This window comes from Aquirufa sp. HETE-40SA, from assembly GCF_054558635.1.
The window spans coordinates 180,613-199,436 of sequence record NZ_JBPXKN010000001.1; the positions used below are offsets into that span (position 1 = coordinate 180,613).

The window sequence follows — 18,824 nt, forward strand, 5'->3', positions numbered from 1 at the left end:
ACGCCTTCTATAAGAAATCAATTCTTATGCAGCGAAAGGCGTTTAAAATGTATTTGTTGCCGGGGCATTCGGCAGAATACAAGAAGAGACACGATGAAATTTGGCCGGAATTAGGCGAATTACTTCATCAAGTCGGCATCCAAAACTATTCCATTTTCCTGGATGAAAGTACTCGCACGCTTTACGGCTATTTAGAAGCGCCAGATTTGTCGACTCTCGATTCCCTACCGGCTCAAGATGTGATGAAAAAATGGTGGACCTACATGGCCGATATTATGGAGACGAATCCAGACCATTCTCCTGTTTCAATCGATTTAACCCCTATTTTTTATTTAGCCTAATGAAGAAATTACTCTTTCTACTATTGCCATTAAGTGTTTTCGCCGCAAAGCCGGATCGTGCACAAGTTTTACAAAACATGCATTTGGCTAAAACCTATTTTCAGGGTGTTTGGCCTGATGTAACGAAGGTAATCGTGAGTCCGGATAGGACGCGACCATCGAATATTTGGACTCGTTCGGTCTTTTATGAGGGATTAATTGAATTATATAAATTAGATCCTCGCGCATCAGATCTGAAATACATGGAGGATTGGGGCGAATTTCATAAGTGGTCACTAAGAAATGGATTGAAAACTAGGAATGCGGATGACCAGGCTTGCGGACAAATCTATTTAGACTTATTTGACTTGAAAGCTGATTCAGCCCGAATCAAACCCATTAAGGAAAATATTGATAACATGGTGGCGACGGATAAGTCGAATGATTGGTCTTGGATCGATTGCCTTCAAATGAGTATGCCCGTGTTTACTCGTTTAGGCGTTCGCTTCAAGAATGATGCTTATTTTACTAAAATGCATGATTTGTATGCGGATACTAAAGCTAAATTATACAATCAGCAAGAGTATTTGTGGTGGCGTGATAAAGACTTTATTCCACCCTACAAAGAACCTAATGGAACGAATTGTTATTGGTCTCGCGGTAATGGCTGGGTTTTTGCAGCGTTAGTGCGCACGTTAGATTTAATGCCAAAAAATGCACCTCATAGGGCAGAATATGTGAAAGATTTTCAAGATATGGCGGCGGCCTTATTGCCTCTACAGCGCAAAGATGGATTTTATAATGTCAGTTTGACGGATGAATCCAATTATGGAGGTCCAGAATTAACAGGTACCTCACTATTTGTCTATGGGATGGCATGGGGAATTCGCCAAGGTTTATTGCCAGCCGCGAAATACCAAAAATCAGTTGACAAAGGTTGGAAAGCAATTGATTCTTGTGTTCAACCGAATGGATTCCTGGCCTATGTTCAAGGGACTGGGAAAGAGCCTAAAGATGGCCAACCTGTCACTAAAACATCGGTTCCTAATTTCGAGGATTTTGGTGCAGGCTGTTATTTATTGGCAGGATCAGAAATTCTAAAAGCTAAATAGTATATTTTTTAGTTGGTTTAGGATTTTATTCCTACTTTTGCCGTTCAATAAATCAAAATAAGATGAAAAAAGTCATTATTGGTTCCTTAGTGGGCGGTCTGATTATTTTTATTTGGCAGACGATGTCTCATGTGGCTCTTAATTTACACGAGCCAGTTCAACAGTATTCAGCTAAGCAAGACACGATATTACATTTCCTGAACAAACAAGAATTAGCACCAGGTGGCTATATTATGCCTCGCATGAGCCATAATCAGTCTATGGAAGAGCTTGAAGGATTCACAAAATCAATTGCAGGTAAGCCATGGGCGCGTGTCATTTATTATCCCTCCTACAAAACGGACATGACGATGAATATGGTCCGTGGCTTTGCAGTGGACGTTTTGATGGTGTTTTTGTTGGTTTGGATAATTTCAAAATTGAAGATTCCACGCCGTTCTACCATTGTAGTAGTTTCGGTTGTTATTGGTTTCATCGCTTTCTGTCAAACTTCCTACACGGAACATATTTGGTACCCAGTATACGATTTACGCGCACAATTAATCGATGCCGTGATTGCATGGGGCTTGTGTGGATTTTGGTTGAGTCGGTATTTTGGCCAAAAAAATTAATTCCAAGGCTCCATCTGGAGCCTTTTTTATTATCTTGCCACTTCAAAATTCTATTTTTCAATGAAAATCAAACACTTCATCATCGGGTTGATAGCTACTCTGATGTTTCAATCTGCGATCGCACAAGATTATCCTACGGATTATTTAAGTCCAGCGTTTCATGCGGGTCGTCGCGCCGCCTTTAAAGAAAAGATGTCCGATAAAGGCGTTGGAATCTTTTTCGCTTCTCAAACTCGACAACGCAGCAACGACACCGAGTTTCAATACGCTCAAAACAAGAACTTCTATTATTTGACCGGATTAGAAGAACCCAATGCTGTTTTATTATTGTTTAAACAACCCGTTACACTGTTAGGTAAAACGGGAACGGAATTCATCTTTGTCCAAAACCGTGATCCATTCAAGGAATTATGGACGGGAAAAATTTTAGGAGTAGATGGCTTCAAGTCGAAGAGCAAAATGGAAAACGTATTCATTAACGATCAATTTAATGCTTCGTCTATTTCCTTAGCGAGCGTTGACTCCGTTTATACCTTATACCGCACGGAAGGAATCTTTGCTAAATACCAAGCTAAACCTGATCCATTAACTCGCATGGCATCTCTGGTGGATAGTTTAGTGACGGCTACCGCTAAGCCTTTGGCATCCAGATCTACTTTGAACACCTTAAGGACTTTACGTGGCATAAAGTTGCCAGAAGAGATTGCTTTAATTCAAAAAGCTGCTTCTATCAGCGTATTAGGTCATAATGACGTGATGCGTGCGGTTAAACCAGGCATGAAAGAATACCAGGCTCAAGCAATTATGGAATACCATTTCAAAAAAGAGGGTTCAGAATATCCTGGCTATAATAGCATCAATGGAGCGGCTGAAAATGCCTGCGTCTTACACTATATCACTAATTTGAAGACCATTAAAGAAGGTGATTTATTATTGAGTGATTGCGCGGCAGAATACCATGGATATTCTGCTGACGTCACGAGAACCGTTCCAGCAAATGGTAAATTTACGGAAGCACAAAAAATCTTGTATGAAATCGTTTTAGCGGCTCAAGATGCAGGAATTGCGGCTTGTAAGGCTGGTGCTCCTTTTGCAGATATTGATGCGGCTTCTCGTGCTGTAGTAAATGCAGGCTTAATCAAATTAGGGATTGCTGCAAATGAGAAAGAGGCGCGTACCTATTTCCCTCATGGAACTTCGCATCATTTAGGTTTAGATGTACATGATTTAGGACCACGTATTTTAGCTCCAGGTGTTGTTGTCACTGTTGAGCCTGGTATTTACATACCAGCAGGAAGTAAATGTGATAAGAAATGGTGGAACATTGGTATCCGTATCGAAGATGATATCTTGATTACAGAGAATGGCAATGTGAATATGTCCAAAGGTTCACCTAGATCAGTTGCTGAAATCGAGAAAATGGCCGCACAAAAATCAATTTTTTAATTTATTCAAACATGAAAATCAACAGAACATTTAAGAAAGCACTTTTTTTCCTCTTTGCAGGGTTGTTTTTAGTTTCCTTTAATTCATTATCGTCCGATAATCCAGATGCCATTGTAGGGGTTTGGAAAACAGGTGAGGGTAATGCGATGGTCAAAATTTATAAAAATGGTACTAAATACCAAGGCAGGGTGGTGTGGTTAAAAGAACCGATTGATCCTGAAACAGGAAAAGCTAAGTTAGATAAGAACAACGCTGATCCTGCTGCAAAGTCAAAGCCTGTATTAGGATTGATTAATATTTGGGGATTTGTACCTAAAGAGGAAAATGTTTGGGATGAAGGTAATATTTACGATCCTAAAAATGGTAATACCTATTCTTCTACTATGAAATTGATAAATGCCAATTCACTCGAAGTGAGAGGTTATATTGGGGTTTCTATCATCGGACGAACAGACACTTGGACTAGGCAAGTGGCTAAATAACGTTAATAAAATAGGCTCCGTATGGAGCCTATTTTATTATGGAGAAACAAAGTTTAAACTAAAATTAAAGTAGAGAGGATTTCCGAGTTTGCTTGAAAAATACCGTTCATTATCTTCTTTGCCGTCATATTTATTCATTACGTCAAATCTATAATTGTAGCGCAATCCGACTTGTGCACTGAACCATAAAAATCCAGTGATTTTCTTATCCCACATGATTCTTGGTTTTAACTCCCCTCGTTGGACATAAAATAAATCTCGTTGAGTAGAAGGAATAGGCATAGAGAATTGGTTTCCTTCTAATTCAAACCCTGCCTGAATCATGTTCGAGGTGTTGATATTATATCTGATAAATCCTTTAGCAGGAAGTAATAATTCCATACCCCATTTATCATTGAACGTTTTGTTCCAAAACAATACTGGAAAATACATCATCCTGCCAGCTCGATAGGATCTAGCGATACCTGTACCAATCATATTTTTCTCTGATTTTTTCCATCCATAAATAGCTGTTGCACTAATGGTTAGGGCATTTGACGTTACTTTTGCTTCTGGATTAAACAAGCCATTCACATCTGCACTTGCTTGAAAAATTAGAAAATTAGTCTCATTTAGTGGTTTGAAAACAGTTGTATTTAAACCAGCACTAATGAGGGAGGATTGATTTAATTGTTTAGCAAAAGCATTACTGCCTGGGTTTTCCACTTGAAACTGAGATCCCCAATAATTTGCACCTAGTTGCCAAATAATTTTGTTTGTTGCGACAACGGGAATATTTAATTGTGCTTTAAATACATTTACTTGGCTCACATGCCTATCCTCCAAGGTAGGCAATGTCTCAGAAATTCGAATGCCTGGCATGTGAAACTCTCCCATGTATTCATACCCAATACTGATGATTTTTTGGGGTGTTTGGTTGAGTACTTTTTGTGTGCAATATCTTTTTACTCCTTCCGGCTCACCGTAGTTACTATAATCTTCGAGTACTTCTGTACTATCAGTTTGGGAAAAAGACAAAAAGGAGATAAGTAAGAAACAAATGGAGTATACAATTTTCATATGAAGTGGGATTTATAATTGCGTAAATATATTCCATAATTTGTAGGAAAACGAAATGGGTAAATAAAAAAAGCATTCAAATCTTCTTGCGAATATATGAATGCTTGATTTAAGGAATCATGGTGGAATCGGAGGGACTCGAACCCTCGTCCAAACCTAGAGAACTGCTGCTTTCTACACGTTTAGATTTGATTCATTTTCGATGTTAGATAGGTTCAGATCAGACCTTACCTAACACTTATCCTCTGGATACTACTGAACCGTTAGAGAAATCGGATTCAGCGACTCTGCATGTCGACGCTCAGAATCCCCCGTCGGCAGAGTTTGGACAGGGCTGAACGATGGCAATTGGTTAGTCTATCAGACTAAGCAGCCATGGCATACGAAGTATTGCCAGCTATAATTCGAAGGTTTTTTTAACAGGAAATGCCTACAACTCCCGACGTGCTTACAACCGGACTACATAAGCTGTCAAAACCGGTCGATCCCAAATAGAAAGACAAAGATACAAAAATTACACGGGCAAAGCAGTAGTTTGCTTTATTTCATCCATCACAAATAGGGAGCTAATGTGAGCAACAGAGGGTAAAACCGCCAATTTTTGTTGGTAAAATTGATTGTAACTTTCTACATCTGCACTCACCACATTTAAATAGTAGTCAAAATTTCCAGAAACCAAATGACACGAAGTTACCTCGGGGAAGTTTAGGATGGCTGCTTCGAATTCACGAAAGTTCTTGCGGTTTTGTTTTTCCAACGTCACCTGGCAGTGCACTAAAAGTCCGAGGTTTAATCTCTTTCTATTTAAAAGTGCGGCATACCCTTGAATAAAGCCCTCAGACTCCATGCGTTTTATACGGTCGTGTGTAGGGCTCAAGGACAAGTTTACTTGCTCGGATATTTCTTTAAGGGTTTTTTGGCTATCATTTTGAATGATTCGTAAGATCTTGTGATCTAATTCATCTAGTTGCGTACTTTTTGCCATAAAGTTTTCGGTTTTCAACCCTGTTAAAGAGTAGTTGTGTAATTATTTTCTGCTATTTGATCAAATTAAAGAAATAATTACTTATTTATTTGAATTAAGCAAAATATTTTAGTTCATAATCTATATTTGTACTGTATTATACTTCATCAAAGGTAAAGGCCAGCGGATTTTTTTCGGTGGCCTTTCTTTTTAAAACCAAACGTCATGATCATAGGTGTCCCCAAAGAAATTAAAATTCAGGAGTTTCGGGTAGGCTTAACTCCGGCAGGTGTTCAAGGTTTAACGGCCAATGGACATCAAGTATATGTACAAGCTAGCGCCGGTGAAGGCTCTGGTTTATCGGATGCGCAATATGTTGCCTCTGGTGCTCAAATTTTAGCAACAGCCGCAGAAGTGTATGAAATTGCGGACATGATTGTGAAGGTGAAAGAACCTTTGGCCTCCGAATTTCCACTCATTAAAAAGAATCAAATACTATTTACTTATTTCCATTTTGCAGCCTCTCGTGAATTAACCTCTGCGATGTTAAGTTCTGGAGCTGTTTGTATTGCCTATGAAACAGTGGAATTAGCGGATCGAAGTCTGCCTCTATTAACTCCGATGTCAGAAGTGGCCGGTAGAATGGCGATTCAAGTGGGTGCTTTTTATTTAGGAAAACCACAAGGTGGAAAAGGAAAGCTTTTAGGTGGCGTTCCAGGCGTGAAACCAGCAAATGTATTAGTACTTGGTGGAGGTGTAGTAGGTATGCAAGCTGCGAAAATGGCAGCTGGTTTGGGATCGAATGTGACGATAATGGATACGAATTTGGCTCGCTTGCGCTATTTGGATGAAGTAATGCCTGCTAATGTGGCCACCCAGTTTTCTACTTCTTATGCAATTCAAGAAGCATTACCAACCGTTGATTTGGTAGTAGGTGCTGTTTTATTACACGGGGCCAAAGCTCCTCATTTAATTAAACGAGATGACCTTAAGAAAATGGCTCCGGGTACTGTTTTAGTGGATGTGGCGGTGGATCAAGGAGGATGTATCGAAACATGTAAACCTACCACACACGAGAATCCTATTTATGAAATTGATGGAATTGTTCACTATTGCGTGGCTAATATGCCAGGAGCGGTTCCTCAGACTTCTACCATGGCCTTAACTCAGGCGACATTACCTTACGTTCATCTATTAGCTAACCAAGGTTGGACAGAGGCGTGCATTCAAAATGAAGCCTTAAATAAAGGATTAACGATCTATGATGGAAAATTATTCCATCCGGGTGTTGCGGCTACCTTTAATTTATAAAGGGAAAAACCGTTCGTGAAAATTGACCAAGAATATCTCGTGTGTGGCTCTGGTAATTGCCGTGTAAAGCCATCGCAGGTATTCTGGGTCGATTTGTTCTTCTTTTAAATAGCCTTGATCTACAAAAACGGCTGACCATTGTCCACCCTGAGACTTATGAACCGTTAAAGCATAGGCGAATTTCACCTGTAAGGCATTTAAATAGGGATCTTTTCGAATGGCTTCTGTGCGTTCTTTTTTCTTAGGAATGTGGGCATAATCCTCGCAAACAGAGTCATACAATTTCTTGTTAGCTTCTTTTCCTAAAGCGGATTCCGATGAATGTAATGTTTCTAAGAGTATTTTTGCCTCAATGGGTGGATGGTCTTCATAATCGCAAAGTCGCAAGGAAACATCTAAGAACCGCTGTCCATGCATCTCTTCCTCCCGTTTGATTTTCATAATCTCTACAAAATCCCCATTCGCTAAAAAACCTGCAGGGGAATCTTCGTCCAACCAATGGTAATTATTGCGTACAATCATGAGTAAATCGCCGCTGGAGATCTCATCTTCTTGATACAGTATCGTTCTTCGAACGAATTCATTTAGTTGAACCGCACTTTTGTTTGATCGGGTTAGTAAAATCGTTTCTTCCTTCCCAAACTTTTTAAAAGCATAATGCATCCCATCCTCCATTTTTTCTCCCGTCATGCGGAAGATGTCTTTGAAAGATTTGGTATTGAATTGAATGGCTGTTGAATTCGCTAAAAGTAATTGCCTTAAAGCGGTCGCATTGTATAAAATTCCGGAGTCCAGGTCTTGACGCATGACATCTACCAACTCATGGTCTAGCACCTCCATGTGGAATTCAGAAGAAATATAATCTCTTGAAAGGGCAGGAGAGAGGCTTTTGCCTACCGGAGGCAATTGGGCTGTATCTCCAACGAAGATTAATTTGTTACCTGTATGTCCATTTTCTGGATTCGTAAATACGTATTCGATTAAATCGGTTAACAGGCTATTTGTCCCAAAATCCGATTCATCTGTAATCATAGAGGCCTCATCCACAATAAAGACCGTATTCGTGGCATAATTATTCATGCGTTGAAAACTTAGAGCACCTGAATGTGGATTACTAACCTGTCGATAGATCTTTTTGTGAATGGTGCTCGCTTTCTTTTTGGCGTAATTAGCCATTACTTTTGCGGCACGGCCCGTCGGAGCCATCAGTTGGGTTTTATATCCAAAAGCAGGTAAGATCTTAATCAAGGTGGAAATCACCGTTGTCTTTCCCGTTCCAGCATACCCTTTAATGATGAAGGTTAGAGCAGCCCATTCGTCTTTATTGAGCACAAAAGTGCTTAGTTTTTGAAACAAAGACGCCTGAGAGGGTGTCGGTTCAAAAGGGAACTTTTGGTGCAATAAAAAGCTGGGACTTTTATCCGTCGACATACCTCTTTCAATTCATTCGAATCTAGGCGATATAGGACGGCGCTAAACTCAATAATTTAGTAATACCTGCTGGATTTTGACCTCCTGCTGTAGCTAAGAAAGGTTGTCCACCTCCGCCACCTTGCACCTCTTTCGCTAATTCACGAATGATTTTGCCGGCGTCTAACCCTTTGCTTTCAACTAGATTTTTTGAGATGGAGATCGCTAAACTAGCTTTGCCCTCAATTTCCGCCGCTAAAAGCACGAACAAATTATCTTGATTCTCTTGTAAATCAAAGGCTAAATTCTTCAATGCATCTGCGGTAGGAGCAGAAACTTGCTTCATAATAGAATGAACAGAACCAGTAACGATTTCTTTCAATAAGCTATTTTTCAGTCCAGAAACTTCTTTTTGCTGGTAGGCTGCGACTGTTTTTTGAAGCGCTGAGTTGCTCTCAATTAAGTTTGCGACCGCTCTAACAAGATCTTTCGGCGCTTTCAACAAGTCGTTGATTTCACTCAATAAAGCTTCTTGTTCGCTTAATAATTCATACGCCTTTTGTGAAGTGATGGCTTCGATTCTGCGAACACCAGTAGCCACAGAACTCTCAGATGTAATTTTGAATAAGCCGATTTCACCTGTGGATGGAACGTGTGTTCCTCCACAAAGTTCAACCGAGAAGTTCTTGTCGAAAGTGATCACACGTACAAAATCGCCGTATTTTTCGCCAAATAAGGCCATCGCCCCTTTGTCTTTCGCTTCTGCAATCGGAACGTTACGTTCTTCTAACAAAGGAATGTTCTCTGCGATTTTGGCATTCACAATCTGCTCGATTTTTTTGATCTCTTCGTCTGTTACTTTTTGGAAGTGTGAGAAGTCAAAACGCAATAAATCTTCGTTCACTAAACTACCTTTCTGCGCCACGTGCTTACCTAATACTTCCTGTAAAGCCGCTTGCATTAAGTGAGTAGAACTGTGGTGATGTGTAATCGCACGGCGACGTAAGGTAGCAATGCTTGCCTTTACTGGTTCGCCAGCTAATGTCTCAATACGTGCATCTGATAGGATATGAACGATCAAATCATTCTCCTTCTTCGTATCTATAACTGCAAGAGAAATACCTGATTTACCGAATACTAAAACACCAGTATCACCCACTTGTCCACCGGATTCTGCATAGAAAGGAGTCGTTTCTAAAACCACTTTGTATTGAACTCCTGCCTTATTTTGGATCTTTTGGTATTTTAAAACTTGCGTATCTGTCTCATTCGAATCATAACCGATGAAACTTACTTCATCACCCTCGTTCACGATAACCCAATCTTCAGCACTCGCACCTGCATCCTTGCGCGAACGCTCTTTTTGTGCCTTCAACGCTGCATTAAATCCTGGCTCATCGATATCCAAACCTTTCTCACGAGCAATGAGAGCCGTTAAATCTACTGGAAAACCATAGGTATCATTTAATTCAAACACATCATCTCCGGATAAGACTTTGCCTGAGCAATCCTCCATTAACTTATCTAAACGCACTAATCCAGAGGATAAAGTACGTAAGAAGGAAACTTCCTCTTCGTAAATTACTTTAGCTACGAAGGCTTCTTGGGAGATTAATTCATCGAATACCCCTTTGAATTGCTGCGCTAATCCAGGTATTAATAAGTGTAAGAAAGGCTCTTTGAAGTCCAAATAGGTATAGCCGTAACGCACCGCGCGACGTAAAATACGACGAATCACATAACCTGCTTTGTTGTTAGAAGGCAACTGGCCATCGGCAATACAAAATGCAATGGCACGAATGTGGTCTGATATAACGCGCATCGCGATATCTGCCCATTTCTCCTCTCCATATTTTTTACCACTTTTCGCAGCGATGTATTGAATCGTGCCCTGGAAAACATCGGTATCGTAGTTCGATTGCTTTCCTTGAATCGCCATACAAAGACGCTCAAAGCCCATTCCCGTATCTACGTGCTTGTTAGGAAGTGGTACCAAAGAACCATCTGCCATTCGCTCAAACTGCATAAATACGTTATTCCAAATCTCTACTACTTGTGGATGATCGGCATTCACTAAGCTTTTGCCTGGAATTGAATCTACTTCGTCTTGATTTCTTAAGTCAATGTGAATTTCAGAACATGGACCACATGGCCCCGTTTCACCCATTTCCCAGAAATTATCCTTTTTATTACCATAAATAATGCGATCCTCGCCCACAATCGCTTTCCAAATATCGAATGCCTCTTGATCAAAGGGCACGCCATCTTTCTTATCTCCCTCGAAAACCGATACATAGATGCGGTCCTTCGGTAATTTAAATACCTCTGTTAATAACTCCCAAGACCAGGTTAAGGCTTCTTTTTTGAAATAATCGCCAAAAGACCAGTTCCCTAACATCTCAAACATCGTATGGTGGTAGGTGTCAAATCCTACATCTTCTAGGTCATTATGCTTTCCTGAAACGCGAAGGCATTTTTGCGTATCTGCGATTCTTTTCGAGGGCGGCGTTCCGTTTCCTAAAAAGAAGTCTTTGAATTGCGCCATCCCCGAATTATTGAACAATAGGGTAGGGTCATTTTTTGCCACCAAAGGAGCTGAAGGAACAATTAAGTGGCCTTTTGATTGAAAGAAATCCAAAAATTGTTGACGTATCTCAGAAGAGGTCATGCGTTTTTATTGTAAAATGAAAGGAACCTTCGTAGTTTTACTTAGGACCTGTAAAATGGAAAACAAAATTAAGTCTATTTTTTGAAGAAGCCCATTTTGGGTTTAAAATTATTGATGGAATTAAGCAAGCAATATTATTCAATTTCGGAGGTAGCAGCTATTTTCAAGGTGAATACCTCCAAGATTCGCTATTGGGAGACTCAATTCCCTCATTTATCGCCTAAACGTGCTGGTTCTGGTATTCGAAAATATACCCCAGTAGACATTGAAAAAATCAAGGTCTTGGTTAGTTTGATCGACGAGAGAGGCTTAACGATTGAAGGTGCGAAGCAGGCATTAAATTTCAAAGGCAAGGAAAAAAATCCACATCAAAACATCATTAATCAACTAACTGATATTCGTGATTTTTTACAAGGGATGAAGGCTGATTTAGACATGGAATAAGCGTAGGTTTCGGAAAATTACTCCGATGAAAACCACTTATCCTTTAATTGTATACCAAATCGCATTAACTTATCTCCCTAAAGTAGGGCCCGTTAAAAGCAAAGAGTTAGCCTCCTTGTATCCCTATTTATCTGACATCTTCAGATTAGCTTCTTATCAACCCTATGCTGCAGAAGCTTTACGAGAAGCAGAACAAACGGTACAAATTTGTGAAGAAGATCAGATTCAAATTCTTTATTTTGAAGATCCTGCTTATCCCCAGCGAATTAAAGAGCTATATGATGCCCCTTTAATACTTTTTAAAAAAGGACAAGCGGATCTAAATGCCCATCGGATCGTGGCCGTGGTGGGAACGCGTCATGCGAGTGATGTGGGTAAAAAGGTAACTGAGGAGCTCGTTCAATCTTCGATTAAAGATGATGTCATACTCGTAAGTGGATTTGCACGAGGAATTGATATTGCCTTACATAAAGCTTGCCTAAAGTTTGATGTTCCTACGATAGCCGTTTTAGCTGGAGGATTTCGACATATATATCCCCACGAGAATGCAATGTATATCGATCAAATTTTAGGTACTGGAGCCTTACTTTCGGAATATGCCCCCCACATTCCGCCTGCCTCATATTATTTCCCTGTAAGAAATAGAATAATTGCAGGACTTTCGGATGCGACGGTAATAATAGAAGCGGCAGAAAAAGGTGGGGCACTTATTACGGCAGATTATGCGCTTAATTATAATAGAACCGTTTTTGCTGTTCCTGGTAGTTTAAATAGACCTTTTTCTAAGGGATGTAATTTGTTAATTCGCAATCTTAAAGCCACGATTTATACTTCCTGGGATGACTTTATGCAGGAATTAAATTGGGAACAAGCAAAAGATAGGCTGGCTTTACACCCCGAGTTAATCCAAAAACTTTTCACTTTGAATGAAACGACCATCATTTCTCTTTTACATAGAGAAGGTCAACTTTCCTCGAACTTTCTTCTACAGCGTTCTGAAATTCCACAGGATGAGTTAGCTCTTATTCTGTTGAATTTAGAATTAAAAGGGATGATACAATCGACGGATGGCGATGGATATATGTTGTCCTAATTATTTTCTCCAAGTGCTGGGAGAAACTCTCCAGTCTTGTAAGGTCATTAATTGGGTTTCTGTTACATAATCCAATTGAACAGCTTCTTCAATTAAGGCATTGTAATTACTCAAGGTATACAATGGGATGTTTGCATTTTTAAAATTTTCATCAGCAAGTTCGAATCCATAGGTAAAGATGGCCACCATGCCTAATACTTCGACACCGGCCTCTTTCAATGCTTCTGCTGCTTTTAAAGAGCTTCCGCCTGTAGATATTAGGTCCTCAATGAGAACTACTTTTTGTCCTTTTTCTACTTTACCTTCGATTTGATTTCCCATCCCGTGTTTTTTAGGCTCAGGACGTACATAACAAAACGGTAAGTCTAAAAAATCGGCTACTAATGCTCCTTGGGCAATACCAGCAGTTGCCACTCCGGCAATGATGTCCACCTGTGGAAAATAGGCTTTAACTGCAGCAGAAAGGCAATTTTTGATGTAGGTACGTACCTCAGGAAAAGATAAAGAAACGCGGTTATCGCAATAAATAGGAGAATTCCAGCCTGAAGCCCAAGTAAACGGTTGATCCGGTCGTAATTGAATCGCTTGGATCTTTAAAAGGTGTTGGGCAACTTCTTGAGGAATTGTCAAATTTTGCATGTGGGTCGTTTCTAAATTTATATTTACAAAAATAATTTATTCAGTTTATCTTTCACTATTTAATTCTAATTTTGCCACACAAAATTGAAAAGATGGTAATTTTTATTGATGATCGACCGATCAGAATAGTGAAGAAGAAGGAGTTGGGAGAAATGCCATCGAAAGAGGATTTTGATTTAGTATTGGACGCTCGACTATCTCCCCTTAAAGTGGAGAATTTTAGCGGTCATACTTGTATCATCAACGCCAGTACGGATCAGTTGGAGAAAATACTGATGAATTTGCATGCTAAATCGGGTATTCATTTTCATGCATTATATCTCATCGTAGAAGATCGTAAGCTTTTCAAACAAAAGATTTTTAAGCTATATCAGTTGGTAGAAGCCGCCGGAGGAGTGGTGGTCAATCAAAAATTGGATATTTTGTGGATGTATCGCTTGGGTAAATGGGATTTGCCTAAAGGCAAACTAGAAAAGAACGAAAAATTTGAAACGGCAGCTGTAAGAGAGGTAGAGGAGGAATGTAACGTAAAGGCTGAATTAGGAAATAAAATTTGTACAACTTACCATACCTATACCCATAAGAATAAGCTGGTGTTGAAAAAAACGCGTTGGTATGCCATGAAAACACACTTTACGGGTACACTTATTCCTCAAACAGAGGAGGGCATTGAGAAAGTGGAATGGATGAATGAGAAAAAGCAAACACAAGCTTTAACCAATACCTATTCTTCTATTCGATACGTCATCGAGAAATATAAGAAATTAGTCTAACGTATAGGGCAAGTATTGGTCCACTGGACTTCCGTAGCGATGTAAATCACGGATAATGGTAGAACTGATGGGTGCTAAATGTGGAGAGGTAATTAAAAATACCGTCTCTAGTTCATTGTGAATGTGTCTATTCACTTGTGAGATGGAGTTTTCATACTCGAAGTCCGTCGTATTACGTAAACCCCTAATAATAAATTTAGCCTCATATTCATGAGCGACATTGGCGGTTAAATTTTGGTAGGTTACTACACTAACGGGTTTTCCATCAAAAGTCTTACGTATGTATTCCTCCATTTTTTCTAAAGGAAAATAGCGAGATTTGGATGAGTTTTGGCCTATTCCAATGATGACCTCATCAAATAAAGCCAAAGCTCTTAATACAATATCCTCATGACCTTTCGTAAAAGGATCGAATGAACCGGGAAAAAATGCTTTTTTAGGATTGGACATAGGGAATTTGATAGAGTTCTGCTTCAGAGATTTCCTCAGATCCCGCCGCTAACATTGGTGGGAATAAGGACCAATTTAAGGAGAATGCGTCTCGAATAGATTGTAAATAAAAGGCTAATTCGATAGGGGATTCGAAAGGAAACACATTAGCTATTTGCAATTTATTCCCTAGGTACAAGCTCGCGAAAGCTAAGTTCCCCTGAATAAATAGGTTTAATTGCTGGTCGTTTCGGTGTAAACAATGAACTAAGGTGTGTGTATAGGTAATTTTTGCATACGGAAAATGAGCAGAAATGTAGTCTTTCCAATCACTAGGGACTAAAAAAACTAAATTAGCACCCTCCTCCGATATGTTTTGCGAATGAATTTCTTTACCTACCAAGGCATGTTCGCCTAATGCTTTCTCCAGAAAACCTAAACGATAGGTAGGTGAATCATACGAATTCGGAATTAAGAGAAAAAACTCATTCGAGATTTCAATCTGAACCGATATTATGCGTGAATCCTTTTTCGGGTGAGCGAGTAATTGCTCCCGGAAATTCTCCGCGTTTAGTCGGAGATGTAAGGTTTTGGCCGAATTTGTGGGTTCCATAGTCTCTAATTCGTTTCGAAATTGCAAAAAAAATATGATAATCGATGCCAAAATTAGTAATTTTGCACCCTATTTAATCCAGCTCCTATGTTGCAAGTATCTAATGTGTCCCTACGTTTTGGGAAAAGAGTCCTTTTCGAAGAAGTTAATATCAAATTTACTGAAGGTAACTGTTATGGTTTAATCGGTGCTAATGGCGCAGGTAAATCTACCTTCTTAAAAATCTTATCTGGTGAGATTGAATCTCAAACCGGTTCAGTTTCGATGAACCCAGGTGAGCGTATGTCGATTTTGAAGCAAAATCACTTTGAATACGAAGAGGTTCAGGTGTTGCAAACGGTAATTATGGGAAATAAGCGACTGTATGACATCATGTTAGAAAAGGATGCGATTTACTTGAAAGAAGACTTCACAGAGGCAGATGGTAATAAAGCAGCGGATTTAGAAGCAGAATTTGCTGAATTAAATGGATGGGAAGCAGAGTCAGAAGCAGGTTCTTTGTTAGGAGGCCTAGGTATTTCAGCAGATTTGCATTATACCTTATTGAAGGATTTAAATGGATCGGATAAAGTAAAGGTTTTATTAGCTCAAGCATTATTTGGTAACCCAGATATTTTATTATTAGATGAGCCTACGAATAACTTGGATATTGATTCTATTTTATGGTTGGAAGGCTATTTGATGAACTTTAAGAATACGGTAATTGTTGTTTCTCACGATCGTCACTTCTTAGATAATGTGTGTACGCACATTGCTGACTTAGATTTTGGCAAAATTCAATTATACGGTGGTACCTATACATTCTGGTATGAATCATCACAATTAGCGGCACGTCAACGTACGGATCAAAATAAAAAGACGGATGAGAAACGGAAAGAATTAGAAGAGTTTATCCGCCGTTTCTCAGCGAATGTGGCGAAGTCGAAACAAGCGACATCTCGTCAAAAAATGTTAGATAAATTACAAGTAGATGATATCAAGCCCTCTTCTCGTAAATATCCTTTCATTAATTTCAAGCCAGAGCGCGAAGCAGGTGATCAATTGTTAAGTGTTGTCAACCTTTCGGCGAAAACTGACGATGGAACTCCTTTATTCACTAATATTTCCTTTACTATTAATAAAGGGGATAAAGTAGCACTTTTAGCAAAGGATTCTTTGGCGATCACCGCCTTGTTAGACATTTTGGCAGGAGAGAACTCGAATTTCACAGGGGAATTCAATTGGGGAGTAACCACGACTCAGACGTATTTGCCTAATGATAATGCCAAATATTTCCAAGATGATTCAATGAATCTGGTGGATTGGTTACGTCAATACTCCGTAGAGAAAGATGAAAGCTTCATCCGTGGCTTCTTAGGCCGAATGTTATTCTCAGGAGATGAGGCTTTGAAAAAATGTACTGTTATCTCTGGGGGGGAAAAACAACGTTGTATGTTCTCTCGCATGATGTTGTCTGGTGCGAACGTGCTCTTATTTGACGAGCCTACGAATCACTTGGACTTAGAATCCATCACCGCCTTGAATAATGGGATGATTGAGTTCCCAGGAACGATGCTTTTCACTTGCCATGATCACCAATTAACAGATACAGTGGCAAATCGTGTCATTGAAATCGGTGCTATGGGCCAATTAGATAAGTTAATGACCTATGATGAGTTCATTACTGACCCTACGGTGAAAGCGCAAAGAGCCGCTCTTTAATAGGGACAATAAAAAAGGCCAGCACGAAAGCGCTGGCCTTTTTTTTATGAATTAATATCAACCTACAAAATAAATCGAGTCGATAAGAAGTTCGATTGTTGGTTCTCTACAATCGAATTGACGATATCTTTATTCGATTGAGTCGCTTTTGTCGCCACCACCGTACGAATAGAGAAGGAGCGTAATGCAGCTGTAACTGAAAGAGTACCTTCAGCAGAATCCTTACGGCCGGTGAATGGGAACGAATCCGGTCCACGCTGGCATTGTGCATTGATGTTCACACGTGAAACTTGATTCACCGTTGCATCAATTAATTCAGAGATTTGGTTTACATCTGTACCAAAAATCGCCACTTGCTGTCCGTGAGACGACTCGTGGATATAGTCGATGGGCTCATCTAAGCTTTCGAATGGAACCACAGGGACCACAGGTCCAAATTGTTCTTCATGCCACACTTTCATCTTGCTAGTTACAGGATATAATAAAGCCGGGAAGAAGATGGATTTGAAATTCTCTCCGCCATGTTCGTTCATCACTTTAGCACCGTGTAGCTTGGCGTCTTCGATCAATTCAGTTAAATAAGCTGGCTTGTTCGGTTCTGGAAGTGGAGTAATTTGAACACCTGGTTCCCACATCATGCCTAATTTAAGCGCTTCAATTTTCTTTGCTAAGCCTTCGTTGAACTTATCTGCTAAAGATTTGTGAACAAAAATAATCTTAATAGCAGTACAACGCTGTCCATTAAATGAGAGAGATCCTAATAAACATTCATTGATTGCTGAATCTAAGTCTGCACTTTCTGTTACAATCGCAGCATTCTTTGCATCTAAGCCTAAAATAGCGCGTAAACGATTCACTTTCGGGTGCATTTTCTTTAACTTATCCGCTACTTTAGAAGAACCTATTAAAGTCAATACATCGATTTTACCAGATTCCATTAATTGAGGAATGATGGAGTTTCCACGACCATAAAGTGTATTAATAACACCTGCAGGGAAAGAATCTTTAAATGCCTCAAGTAAAGGGTAGTGTAATAATGTACCGTGTTTCGGTGGTTTGAATAAAACGATATTGCCCATAATTAAGGCTGGGATAAGCGTTGTAAAGGTTTCATTCAAGGGGTAGTTGAATGGTCCCATACAAAGTACAACGCCTAGTGGAGAACGTCTCACTTGACCGATAATTCCTTCTTCAATTAAGAATGTAGAAGAGTTGCGGTCGATATCTTTCAAAGCCCCGATAGTATCGTAAATGTATTGAACGGTACGGTCAAATTCTTTTTGTGAGTCGCCTAGAGATTTACCAATTTCCCACATCAATAATTTGACTACTTCGTCACGCTTTTGAATCATTTTCTGCGTGAATTTCTCTACACATTCGATTCGTTGAGCAACTGTCATAGATGGCCATTCGCCACGGCCATTTGAATAAGCCTTAACACCAGCATACAAAACTTCCATCGCATCTGCAGCATCCGTGATAGGATAGGAGCCAATACGTTTTTGCTCGAAACCTTTGTCTGTTTTCACGTAGATAGGAGACCAAACGTCTTGCGTCTTGCCTTTCCATTGACGCATCTCGCCATTGACCAAATATTCTTTTTGTTCAATAGGTTGCGTAAGATCGTATTCTTTAGGGATTTCCCCAGCAACAGGGAAGAGGGTTTGTAAATTGCTTTCTGGCATTGTCTTTGTTATTAATTTTTACAAATTTCCGGATTTAGTACATTTCAAATAATTGACTGAATCA

At 39.6% G+C, this 18,824-nt stretch carries 18 protein-coding genes and 1 other RNA gene; 10 read left to right on the forward strand and 9 right to left on the reverse strand.

Annotated elements, in window-relative coordinates:
- Positions 1-26 precede the first annotated feature (26 nt).
- The 5 genes from rhaM (at position 27) to ACRZ9O_RS00830 (ending at position 3,971) form a co-directional block, all read left to right on the forward strand.
- The gene (gene rhaM, locus ACRZ9O_RS00810) at positions 27-341 is read left to right on the forward strand and encodes an L-rhamnose mutarotase (protein ID WP_459455437.1); all 315 of its coding nucleotides are present in this window, start codon (positions 27-29) and stop codon (positions 339-341) included.
- Positions 341-1,432 (forward strand): glycoside hydrolase family 88/105 protein, encoded by a 1,092-nt coding sequence (locus ACRZ9O_RS00815; RefSeq protein WP_459455439.1) that lies wholly within the window; start codon positions 341-343, stop codon positions 1,430-1,432. Before rhaM ends, ACRZ9O_RS00815 begins: the two co-directional genes overlap by 1 nt.
- A gap of 62 nt (positions 1,433-1,494) precedes the next feature.
- A complete protein-coding gene (locus ACRZ9O_RS00820; RefSeq protein ID WP_459455441.1) occupies positions 1,495-2,043 on the forward strand; it encodes a hypothetical protein in 549 nt (182 codons plus the stop codon).
- A gap of 60 nt (positions 2,044-2,103) precedes the next feature.
- Positions 2,104-3,489 carry an aminopeptidase P N-terminal domain-containing protein gene (locus ACRZ9O_RS00825; RefSeq protein ID WP_459455443.1) on the forward strand — a complete coding sequence of 462 codons (1,386 nt, stop codon included), beginning with the start codon at positions 2,104-2,106 and terminating at the stop codon, positions 3,487-3,489.
- Positions 3,490-3,500: 11 nt separating this feature from the next.
- Positions 3,501-3,971 carry a DUF2147 domain-containing protein gene (locus ACRZ9O_RS00830; RefSeq protein WP_459455445.1) on the forward strand — a complete coding sequence of 157 codons (471 nt, stop codon included), beginning with the start codon at positions 3,501-3,503 and terminating at the stop codon, positions 3,969-3,971.
- 36 nt (positions 3,972-4,007) lie between these two features.
- Here ACRZ9O_RS00830 and ACRZ9O_RS00835 read toward each other — a convergent pair whose 3' ends face one another.
- The 3 genes from ACRZ9O_RS00835 to ACRZ9O_RS00845 all read right to left on the reverse strand — a co-directional run bounded on the left by ACRZ9O_RS00835 (position 4,008) and on the right by ACRZ9O_RS00845 (position 6,015).
- On the reverse strand, positions 4,008-5,030 hold the full coding sequence (locus tag ACRZ9O_RS00835) for a DUF6268 family outer membrane beta-barrel protein (RefSeq protein ID WP_459455447.1): 1,023 nt from the start codon (positions 5,028-5,030) through the stop codon (positions 4,008-4,010).
- A gap of 120 nt (positions 5,031-5,150) precedes the next feature.
- Positions 5,151-5,519, reverse strand: a transfer-messenger RNA (tmRNA) gene (gene ssrA / locus ACRZ9O_RS00840).
- A gap of 25 nt (positions 5,520-5,544) precedes the next feature.
- On the reverse strand, positions 5,545-6,015 hold the full coding sequence (locus ACRZ9O_RS00845) for an Lrp/AsnC family transcriptional regulator (protein ID WP_459455449.1): 471 nt from the start codon (positions 6,013-6,015) through the stop codon (positions 5,545-5,547).
- Between the two features lie 204 nt (positions 6,016-6,219).
- Between ACRZ9O_RS00845 and ald the strand changes: the two genes are divergently transcribed.
- The gene (gene ald / locus ACRZ9O_RS00850) at positions 6,220-7,305 is read left to right on the forward strand and encodes an alanine dehydrogenase (RefSeq protein ID WP_459455451.1); all 1,086 of its coding nucleotides are present in this window, start codon (positions 6,220-6,222) and stop codon (positions 7,303-7,305) included.
- Here ald and ACRZ9O_RS00855 read toward each other — a convergent pair.
- Both ACRZ9O_RS00855 and alaS read right to left on the reverse strand, forming a co-directional pair.
- Positions 7,300-8,736, reverse strand: a complete 1,437-nt coding sequence (locus ACRZ9O_RS00855) for an ATP-dependent DNA helicase (RefSeq protein ID WP_459455453.1) — start codon at positions 8,734-8,736, stop codon at positions 7,300-7,302. The genes ald and ACRZ9O_RS00855 overlap by 6 nt on opposite strands.
- A gap of 22 nt (positions 8,737-8,758) precedes the next feature.
- Positions 8,759-11,383: an alanine--tRNA ligase gene (gene alaS / locus ACRZ9O_RS00860; protein ID WP_459455455.1), complete on the reverse strand. Its 2,625-nt coding sequence runs from the start codon at positions 11,381-11,383 to the stop codon at positions 8,759-8,761.
- An 81-nt stretch (positions 11,384-11,464) separates the two neighbouring features.
- Between alaS and ACRZ9O_RS00865 the strand changes: the two genes are divergently transcribed.
- Together ACRZ9O_RS00865 and dprA are read left to right on the forward strand one after the other, a co-directional pair.
- A complete protein-coding gene (locus ACRZ9O_RS00865; RefSeq protein WP_459455457.1) occupies positions 11,465-11,827 on the forward strand; it encodes a MerR family transcriptional regulator in 363 nt (120 codons plus the stop codon).
- 25 nt (positions 11,828-11,852) lie between these two features.
- Positions 11,853-12,920, forward strand: coding sequence for a DNA-processing protein DprA (gene dprA / locus ACRZ9O_RS00870; RefSeq protein ID WP_459455459.1), 1,068 nt, complete (start codon positions 11,853-11,855; stop codon positions 12,918-12,920).
- Here dprA and pyrE read toward each other — a convergent pair whose 3' ends face one another.
- The gene (pyrE, locus tag ACRZ9O_RS00875) at positions 12,921-13,559 is read right to left on the reverse strand and encodes an orotate phosphoribosyltransferase (protein ID WP_459455461.1); all 639 of its coding nucleotides are present in this window, start codon (positions 13,557-13,559) and stop codon (positions 12,921-12,923) included.
- A gap of 92 nt (positions 13,560-13,651) precedes the next feature.
- On the opposite strand from pyrE, the gene ACRZ9O_RS00880 reads away from it, so the two are divergent.
- Positions 13,652-14,332 (forward strand): NUDIX hydrolase, encoded by a 681-nt coding sequence (locus ACRZ9O_RS00880; RefSeq protein ID WP_459455463.1) that lies wholly within the window; start codon positions 13,652-13,654, stop codon positions 14,330-14,332.
- Here the strand turns inward: ACRZ9O_RS00880 and coaD are convergent.
- A complete protein-coding gene (gene coaD, locus ACRZ9O_RS00885; protein ID WP_459455465.1) occupies positions 14,324-14,782 on the reverse strand; it encodes a pantetheine-phosphate adenylyltransferase in 459 nt (152 codons plus the stop codon). The genes ACRZ9O_RS00880 and coaD overlap by 9 nt on opposite strands.
- On the reverse strand, positions 14,769-15,374 hold the full coding sequence (locus ACRZ9O_RS00890) for a DUF3822 family protein (RefSeq protein ID WP_459455467.1): 606 nt from the start codon (positions 15,372-15,374) through the stop codon (positions 14,769-14,771). The genes coaD and ACRZ9O_RS00890 overlap by 14 nt, the downstream gene beginning before the upstream one ends.
- An 87-nt stretch (positions 15,375-15,461) precedes the next feature.
- Here ACRZ9O_RS00890 and ACRZ9O_RS00895 point away from each other — a divergent pair, with 87 nt between their 5' ends.
- Positions 15,462-17,075, forward strand: coding sequence for an ABC-F family ATP-binding cassette domain-containing protein (locus ACRZ9O_RS00895; protein WP_459455469.1), 1,614 nt, complete (start codon positions 15,462-15,464; stop codon positions 17,073-17,075).
- 62 nt (positions 17,076-17,137) lie between these two features.
- Here the strand turns inward: ACRZ9O_RS00895 and ACRZ9O_RS00900 are convergent, their stop codons facing one another.
- Positions 17,138-18,760 (reverse strand): NADP-dependent glyceraldehyde-3-phosphate dehydrogenase, encoded by a 1,623-nt coding sequence (locus ACRZ9O_RS00900; RefSeq protein ID WP_459455471.1) that lies wholly within the window; start codon positions 18,758-18,760, stop codon positions 17,138-17,140.
- Between the last annotated feature and the right edge of the window lie 64 nt (positions 18,761-18,824).